7 protein-coding genes are annotated in these 6798 nt (G+C 73.3%); 5 read left to right on the top strand and 2 right to left on the bottom strand.

Features of this window, described 5'->3' with window-relative positions:
* On the top strand, positions 1–1120 hold a 1120-nt coding region (locus ESO86_RS18755), incomplete at its 5' end, for a DUF5719 family protein (RefSeq protein WP_165307553.1).
* A gap of 66 nt (positions 1121–1186) precedes the next feature.
* Here ESO86_RS18755 and ESO86_RS08980 read toward each other — a convergent pair.
* Positions 1187–1630: a hypothetical protein gene (locus ESO86_RS08980; RefSeq protein ID WP_129234590.1), complete on the bottom strand. Its 444-nt coding sequence runs from the start codon at positions 1628–1630 to the stop codon at positions 1187–1189.
* Between the two features lie 45 nt (positions 1631–1675).
* Here ESO86_RS08980 and ESO86_RS08975 point away from each other — a divergent pair, with 45 nt between their 5' ends.
* The 3 genes from ESO86_RS08975 to ahcY are packed head-to-tail and all read left to right on the top strand — an operon-like array spanning position 1676 to position 4860.
* The gene (locus ESO86_RS08975) at positions 1676–1891 is read left to right on the top strand and encodes a DUF3499 family protein (protein WP_129234589.1); all 216 of its coding nucleotides are present in this window, start codon (positions 1676–1678) and stop codon (positions 1889–1891) included.
* The gene (locus ESO86_RS08970) at positions 1888–3321 is read left to right on the top strand and encodes a phosphomannomutase/phosphoglucomutase (protein WP_129234588.1); all 1434 of its coding nucleotides are present in this window, start codon (positions 1888–1890) and stop codon (positions 3319–3321) included. Before ESO86_RS08975 ends, ESO86_RS08970 begins: the two co-directional genes overlap by 4 nt.
* A gap of 51 nt (positions 3322–3372) precedes the next feature.
* Complete coding sequence (gene ahcY, locus ESO86_RS08965; RefSeq protein WP_129234587.1) at positions 3373–4860, top strand: adenosylhomocysteinase; 1488 nt, start codon at positions 3373–3375, stop codon at positions 4858–4860.
* Between the two features lie 83 nt (positions 4861–4943).
* Here the strand turns inward: ahcY and ESO86_RS08960 are convergent, their stop codons facing one another.
* The gene (locus ESO86_RS08960; protein WP_129234586.1) at positions 4944–5786 is read right to left on the bottom strand and encodes an RDD family protein; all 843 of its coding nucleotides are present in this window, start codon (positions 5784–5786) and stop codon (positions 4944–4946) included.
* Between the two features lie 17 nt (positions 5787–5803).
* On the opposite strand from ESO86_RS08960, the gene ESO86_RS08955 reads away from it, so the two are divergent.
* On the top strand, positions 5804–6798 hold a 995-nt coding region (locus ESO86_RS08955), incomplete at its 3' end, for a stage II sporulation protein M (RefSeq protein ID WP_165307550.1).

Raw genomic sequence — 6798 nt, 5'->3', positions numbered from 1 at the left:
CGCGGCCGCGGACGGGGGGCCGGTCGCGATCTCGACCGAGCCCGGCGCGGTGCTCGCCGGGATGCTCGCGGGCGCCCAGTCGCAGGCGGCCGCCACCGAGTCCCTCCGCGGGTTCGCTGCAGCGGCGTGCGTCGAACCGGCATCCGATTCGTGGCTCCTCGCCGGTGCCACCGAGGTCGGACGGTCCGGTCTCGTGCTGCTCGCCAACCCGGGCGAGGTCGCCTCCACGGTCGACGTCCGCGTGACCGGGGAGACCGGCGCGGTCGATGCGCCGTCGGGGCTCGGAATCGTCGTGCCCCCGGGGAGCCAGCGCGTCGTCTCGCTCGCCGGGCTCGCACCGAGCGTGCGCACCCCGGTCGTCCACGTCACCAGCGCGGGCGCGCCGATCGCCGCGGCGCTGCAGCACTCGATCGTGCTCGGCCTCGAGCCCGCGGGCGTGGAGCTGTCGACCCCGGTCGCCCCGCCGGCGACGCGCCAGGTCGTGCCCGGGCTTGTCGTCACCGACGTCCGGGGCGTGGCACCCGACGACGACCACGCCGAGGGCGACGACTTCCCGGCCGTCCGACTGTTCGCCCCGGACGGCGCCGACGCCTCCGCGATCGTCGAGGTCCGCGACGAGGTCGGCACCGTCGTCTCGCAGGTCGAGGTCACGCTGGCCCCGGGCCAGACCACCGACCTCCCGCTCGGCACGCTCGAGGCCGGCTCGTACACCGTCGTCGTGGACGCGGACGCCCCGGTGGTCGCGGCGGCCCGCTCGACGGTCCTCGGCGAGGGCGATGACCCGATCCTCGCGGACCTCGCCTGGGCGGTCGCCACCGGCGCGCTCCTCGAGCGCGCCGCGGTCGCGATCCCGGACGGACCCGACGCATCCCTCCGCCTCGCGAACCCCGGAGACGACGAGGCCACTGCGACGGTCACGATCGGCGGGAGCGAGCGCTCGATCGCGATTCCGGCCGGCGGCGCGGCCTCCGTCGACGTCCGGGGCGGGGATCGCGTCATCCTCGACGGCGTCGAGGGGATGCACGCGGCGGTCACCTTCGGCGGCGGCGACGTGCTCGCCTCGATGCCGGTCTCGCCACCGGGTCCCCTCGACTCCCCGGTGCGCGTGTTCCCGCAATAGGGCGGGGGAGGTCGACGAGGTCGACGCCCGGAGGCGCCGGAGCGGCTCAGGCGCCGACCGGGCGCGTCACAGGTGGCGGTACCGACCCGGCGCGAGCTCCCACGGATCACGTCCGAGGAACTCCGCGACGGCACGGAAGACGCAGCTCTCGACGAGGAGCCGCTCGTCCTTCTCCTCGCCCTCCTGCGTGCGGAGGAAGCGCACGATCGGGAGCCTGTAGAAGACGATCCGGCGCTCGTCGTGGTGCACCCGCCAGCGGTCGACGTGGTCGTCGTGGATCGCCTCGGCCGGTGCATCGGCGACCTGGAACGAGACGCCCTCGAGATCGGGCCAGAGCCCGCGGAGGTACGCCGCCGTGGAGGCGAGCGTCACGTCGAACTCGTCGATGCGGGTCCGGAGGGGCGGGAGATGCGGGCCGGTCACGGCCGAGCGCATCCCACGGCCGTGACGGTCGCGCGAGAGGCGCCTCGGCGAGGCCGACGTCGCGGCGACACGACGGGAACGGGGCATGACCTCCATCGTAGTGGCCGGTCGGATCGCTACGCTGGGGTCGCCATGAGACGTTGTTCGCGCACCGCATGCACCGCTGAGGCGGTCGCGACCCTGACGTACGACTACGCCGATTCGCTCGCCGTGCTGGGGCCGCTGTCCTACACGCGCGAGCCGCACTCGTACGACCTGTGCGCTCGCCACGCCGAGCGCACGTCCGCTCCGCGCGGGTGGCAGATCATCCGGCACGTCACCCTCGGTGAGGTAGGGTTCACCGCATGAATCCCCCCGCGAAGACGGGCGCTCGCGCGCGCCTCGAAACGATCGTGAAGGCCTACGACGTCCGAGGCATCGTCGGCGAGGCGCTCACCGCCGAGGTCGTCGAGGCGCTCGGCGCGGCGTTCGTCGACGAGGTCGGAGCCGCCGGCGACCGCGTCGTCGTCGGGCACGACATGCGCGACTCCTCGCCGGGATTCGCGGAGGCGTTCGCCCGGGGGGCTGCGGCGCGCGGTGCGGACGTCGTCGCGATCGGACTCTGCTCGACCGACGAGACCTACTTCGCGTCGGGTTCGATGCACGCGCCCGCGGCGATGTTCACCGCAAGCCACAACCCCGCCGCGTACAACGGCATCAAGTTCTCCCGGGCGGGCGCCCAGGGCATCTCGCTCGACACGGGCCTCGCAGCCATCCGCGACCGCGCCGCGGAGTTCCTCGACGGCGGGATCCCCGCGGTCCCCGAGCCCGGCCGCATCACGGAGGCCGACGTCCTCGCCGAGTACGCGCAGCACCTCCGCACGCTCGTCGACCTCGGCGGCATCCGCCCCCTGAAGGTCGTCGTCGACGCCGGCAACGGCATGGGCGGGCTCACCGTCCCCGCGGTCCTCGGCGAGGCGGCCGGCCTGCCCGCGCTCCCGCTCGAGATCATCCCGCTCTACTTCGAGCTCGACGGCACGTTCCCGAACCACGAGGCCAACCCGCTCGACCCGGCCAACCTCGTCGACCTGCAGCGCGCGGTGCTCGAGCACGGCGCCGACCTCGGCCTGGCGTTCGACGGCGACGCCGATCGCTGCTTCGTCGTCGACGAGCGCGGCGAGGCGGTCGAGCCGTCGGCCGTCGCCGCCATCGTCGCGCTGCGCGAGATCGCCCGCGTCCGCGCCCTCGGCGAGGCCGAGCCGGTCGTGATCCACAACCTCATCACCTCGCGCTTCGTGCCCGAGACGATCGAGGCCGTGGGCGCCGTCGCGGTGCGCACGCGCGTCGGCCACTCGCTGATCAAGGACCGCATGAACGAGACGCACGCGGTCTTCGGCGGCGAGCACTCGGCGCACTACTACTTCCGCGACTTCTGGGGCGCCGACAACGGCATGCTCGCGGCCATGCACCTGCTCGCCGAATTCGGCTCGCAGGACGCGCCGCTCTCCGAGATGTCCGCGCGGTTCACGCCGTACGCGATGTCCGGCGAGATCAACTCGACCGTCGCCGACGTGCCCGCGGCGTACACGCGCATCGTCGAGGCGTTCACCGGCCGCGTCGAGTTCGACGAGCTCGACGGGCTCACCGCGACGGGCATCACCGCCGAGGACCAGCCGTTCTGGTGGTTCAACGTGCGACCGTCGAACACCGAGCCGCTGCTCCGGTTGAACGTCGAGGGCGAGGACCTCGCGACCATGTCGGCGATCCGCGACGAGGTGCTCGCGCTCATCCGCGCCTAGTCGGCGACGGGCCGGATGCCTCCGGCCCGCGCGGCTGCGAGAATGGACGCCATGACCCTCGTCACGCCCTCCGCGACATCCGCCCTGCCCTTCAAGGTCGCCGACCTCTCGCTCGCCGAGGCGGGACGGCACCAGCTCCGCCTCGCGGAGAACGAGATGCCGGGGCTCATGGCGCTCCGCGCGGAGTACGGCGAGTCGAAGCCGCTCGCAGGAGCCCGCATCGCGGGGAGCCTGCACATGACCGTGCAGACCGCCGTGCTCATCGAGACGCTCGTGGCGCTCGGCGCCCGGGTGCGCTGGGCGAGCTGCAACATCTTCTCCACGCAGGACGAGGCGGCCGCCGCGGTCGTCGTCGGCCCCGACGGCACCGTCGACGAGCCCGCCGGCGTGCCGGTGTTCGCCTGGAAGGGCGAGACGCTCGAGGAGTACTGGTGGTGCACCGACCGGATCTTCGACTGGAGCGCCGAGGCCGACGCCGAGGGAGCCGACTGGATCGGGCCGAACATGATCCTCGACGACGGCGGCGACGCCACCCTGCTCGTCCACCGCGGGCGCGAGTTCGAGGCGGCGGGCTCCGTGCCGGCGTCGGCGGACGACGCGAGTGCGGAGTACCGGGTCGTGCTCGACACGCTCCGCCGCTCGATCGCGGCGAGCCCCGATCGTTGGACGCGGATCGCCGCCGAGCTGCAGGGCGTCACCGAGGAGACGACGACGGGTGTGCACCGGCTGTACGAGCTGCACGCCGACGGCGAGCTGCTCTTCCCGGCGATCAACGTCAACGACTCGGTGACGAAGTCGAAGTTCGACAACAAGTACGGCATCCGCCACTCGCTGCCGGACGGGCTGAACCGCGCGACCGACGTCCTCATCGGCGGCAAGGTCGCGTTCGTCGCGGGCTACGGCGACGTGGGCAAGGGCGCGGCCGAGGCGCTGCGCGGTCAGGGCGCCCGCGTCATCGTCTCCGAGATCGACCCGATCAACGCGCTGCAGGCCGCGATGGACGGCTACCAGGTCGCGAGGCTCGAGTCCGTGATCGAGCAGGTCGACATCCTCGTCACGGGCACCGGCAACAAGGACGTCGTGCGCCTCGAGCACCTGCTGGGGCTGAAGCACCTGGCGGTCGTCGCGAACGTCGGCCACTTCGACAACGAGATCGACATGGCGGCGCTCGAGTCCCTCGAGGGCGCCGAACGGGTCGAGATCAAGCCGCAGGTGCACGAGTGGCGCCTGCCGACCGGACGCAGCATCCTCGTGCTCTCCGAGGGCCGGCTCATGAACCTCGGCAACGCGACCGGGCACCCGTCGTTCGTGATGTCGAACTCGTTCGCGAACCAGGTGCTCGCGCAGATCGAGCTCTGGACCCGTCCCACCGCCTACCCGATCGGGGTGTACGTGCTGCCCAAGCACCTCGACGAGAAGGTCGCGCGCCTCCACCTCGACGCGCTCGGCGTCGAGCTCACCGTGCTCACGCCCGAGCAGGCGGCGTACATCGGCGTGCCCGTCGAGGGTCCGTACAAGGTCGACCACTACCGGTACTGACCTCGAGGCGGATGCCCCGGCGCGCGACGGCCGCCGGGGCATCCGTCGTCTCGGACGCCGCCCGGTCGGCCTCCGACCGTGCGTCAGCGCTCGGGGAAGCCGTTCGGCCGGGACTCGAGCACCGGCCCCAGTTCGCGCATGCGCGCGTCGACCAGTGCGAGGGCCGCGAGGTCGCGATCGCGACGCAGCGCCGCGACGCCGGCGAGCAGGAGTTCGGCTTCGACGTGCGGGATCGGGGAGACGAACGGGGCGACCTCCGCCGCGAGCGACGCGGCCACGCGCTGCCGACTGGCGGGTGCGAGGTGCGGGGCGTTGCGGAGGAACGTGGCGACGCGGCGGGCGAGCGGATCGGGCAGTCGCCCGACGTCGGCGACCGCGGCCCACGCGGCGAGCGGGACGGGCACCCCGAACGACGCGGGCACGTACGCCCGCACGCGCTCCACCTGCCCGTGCGTGCCGGCGAGGATGTCGCCGAGCCGCTTCGAGTCGGGGTTGAGGAAGCCGACGAGCACCGCGAGCCCGCCGAAGGTGAGCCAGATCTCGAGCACGCCCGTGAGGGCGCGGATGAGGGCGTGCCGGAATCCGATCGATCCGCCGTCGTCGCGCACCACGCGGATGCCCATGACGAGCTTGCCGAGCGAGCGCCCTCGCGAGGCCGTCTCGACGGCGGTGGGCAGCACGACGAGGCACGCGACGAGGAGCGCGATGCCGACCGCGCGGAACGCGGCCTCGTCGAGGTCGAGGCCCCAGATCGCCAGGAGCGCGAGCAGGCCCACGACGATCGTGAGGATCACGTCGATCGCCGCCCCGCCGGCGCGCATGACGGCGCTCGCCGGGCGCAGGTCGAGTGCCACCGCCTCGCCGGTGAGCACCGCCTCGTCGTCGAGCGCGATCGAGGTCCGCGCAGGGGCGGCGTCGGCGGGCATGGCTAGTATTCAAGCAGATGGACCTCGACGCGCTCGCGACCGCCCGCCACGATGACTGGGAGCGGCTCGACGCGCTCTCGCGCAGGTCGCGCCCGAGCGGCGCGGAGGCCGACGAGCTCATCGAGCGGTACCAGGCCGCGGCGGCCGACCTCTCGCTCGTCCAGGCGACCGCGGGGTCGACCGCGCTGGGGGAGCGGCTCTCCCTCACCCTCGCTCGCGCCCGGCTGCGGTTCACCGGGGTCGCCGAGAACCCCCTGCGGCAGCTCTCGCACTTCGCCCTCGTCGGGATGCCCGCCGCCCTCTACCGGGTGCGCTGGCTGACCCTCGCCGTCTCGCTCGCGACGTTCGCGGTCTCGGCGCTGTACGCGACGTGGGTGCTCGCCGACCCGCGCGTCCTCGCGAACCTCGGCAGCGAGGAGGAGCTCCGGCAGCTCGCCGAGGAGGGGTTCGTCGCCTACTACTCCGAGAACCCGGCCGCGTCCTTCGCCGGGGCCGTCTGGACCAACAACGCGTGGATCGCCGCGCAGTGCGTGGCGTTCGGCATCACGGGCGTCTGGGTGCCCTGGGTGATCCTCCAGAACGCCCAGAACCTCGGCCTGACCGCGGCGATCATGTTCGCCTACGACGAGGCCGACACCTTCTTCCTCTACATCGCCCCGCACGGCCTGCTCGAACTCGCCTGCGTGTTCGTGGCGGCCGCGGCCGGGCTGCGGATCTTCTGGGCCTGGGTCGCGCCGGGTGCCCGCACCCGTGGCGCCGCCGTCGCGGAGGACGCGCGCTCCCTGTTCTCGGTCGCGATCGGGCTGGTCTTCTTCCTGCTCCTCGCCGGGGTCATCGAGGGGTTCGTCACCCCCGCACCCTGGCCGTGGCCGGTCAAGATCGGCATCGGCGCACTGGCGCTCGGCCTGCTGCTGTTCGCGATGCTCGTGCTCGGCCGCCGCGCGGCCCGCGCCGGCGAGACGGGCGACCTCGCCGAGTTCGACGCGGGGGCGCGGCGCGCGACCGCGGGCTG

It is taken from the genome of Agromyces binzhouensis (genome assembly GCF_004135055.1).
In the GTDB taxonomy this organism is placed as follows: domain Bacteria; phylum Actinomycetota; class Actinomycetes; order Actinomycetales; family Microbacteriaceae; genus Agromyces; species Agromyces binzhouensis.
The sequence above is the reverse complement of the archived record's forward strand: the minus strand, read 5'-3'. Positions and strand labels throughout refer to the sequence as shown.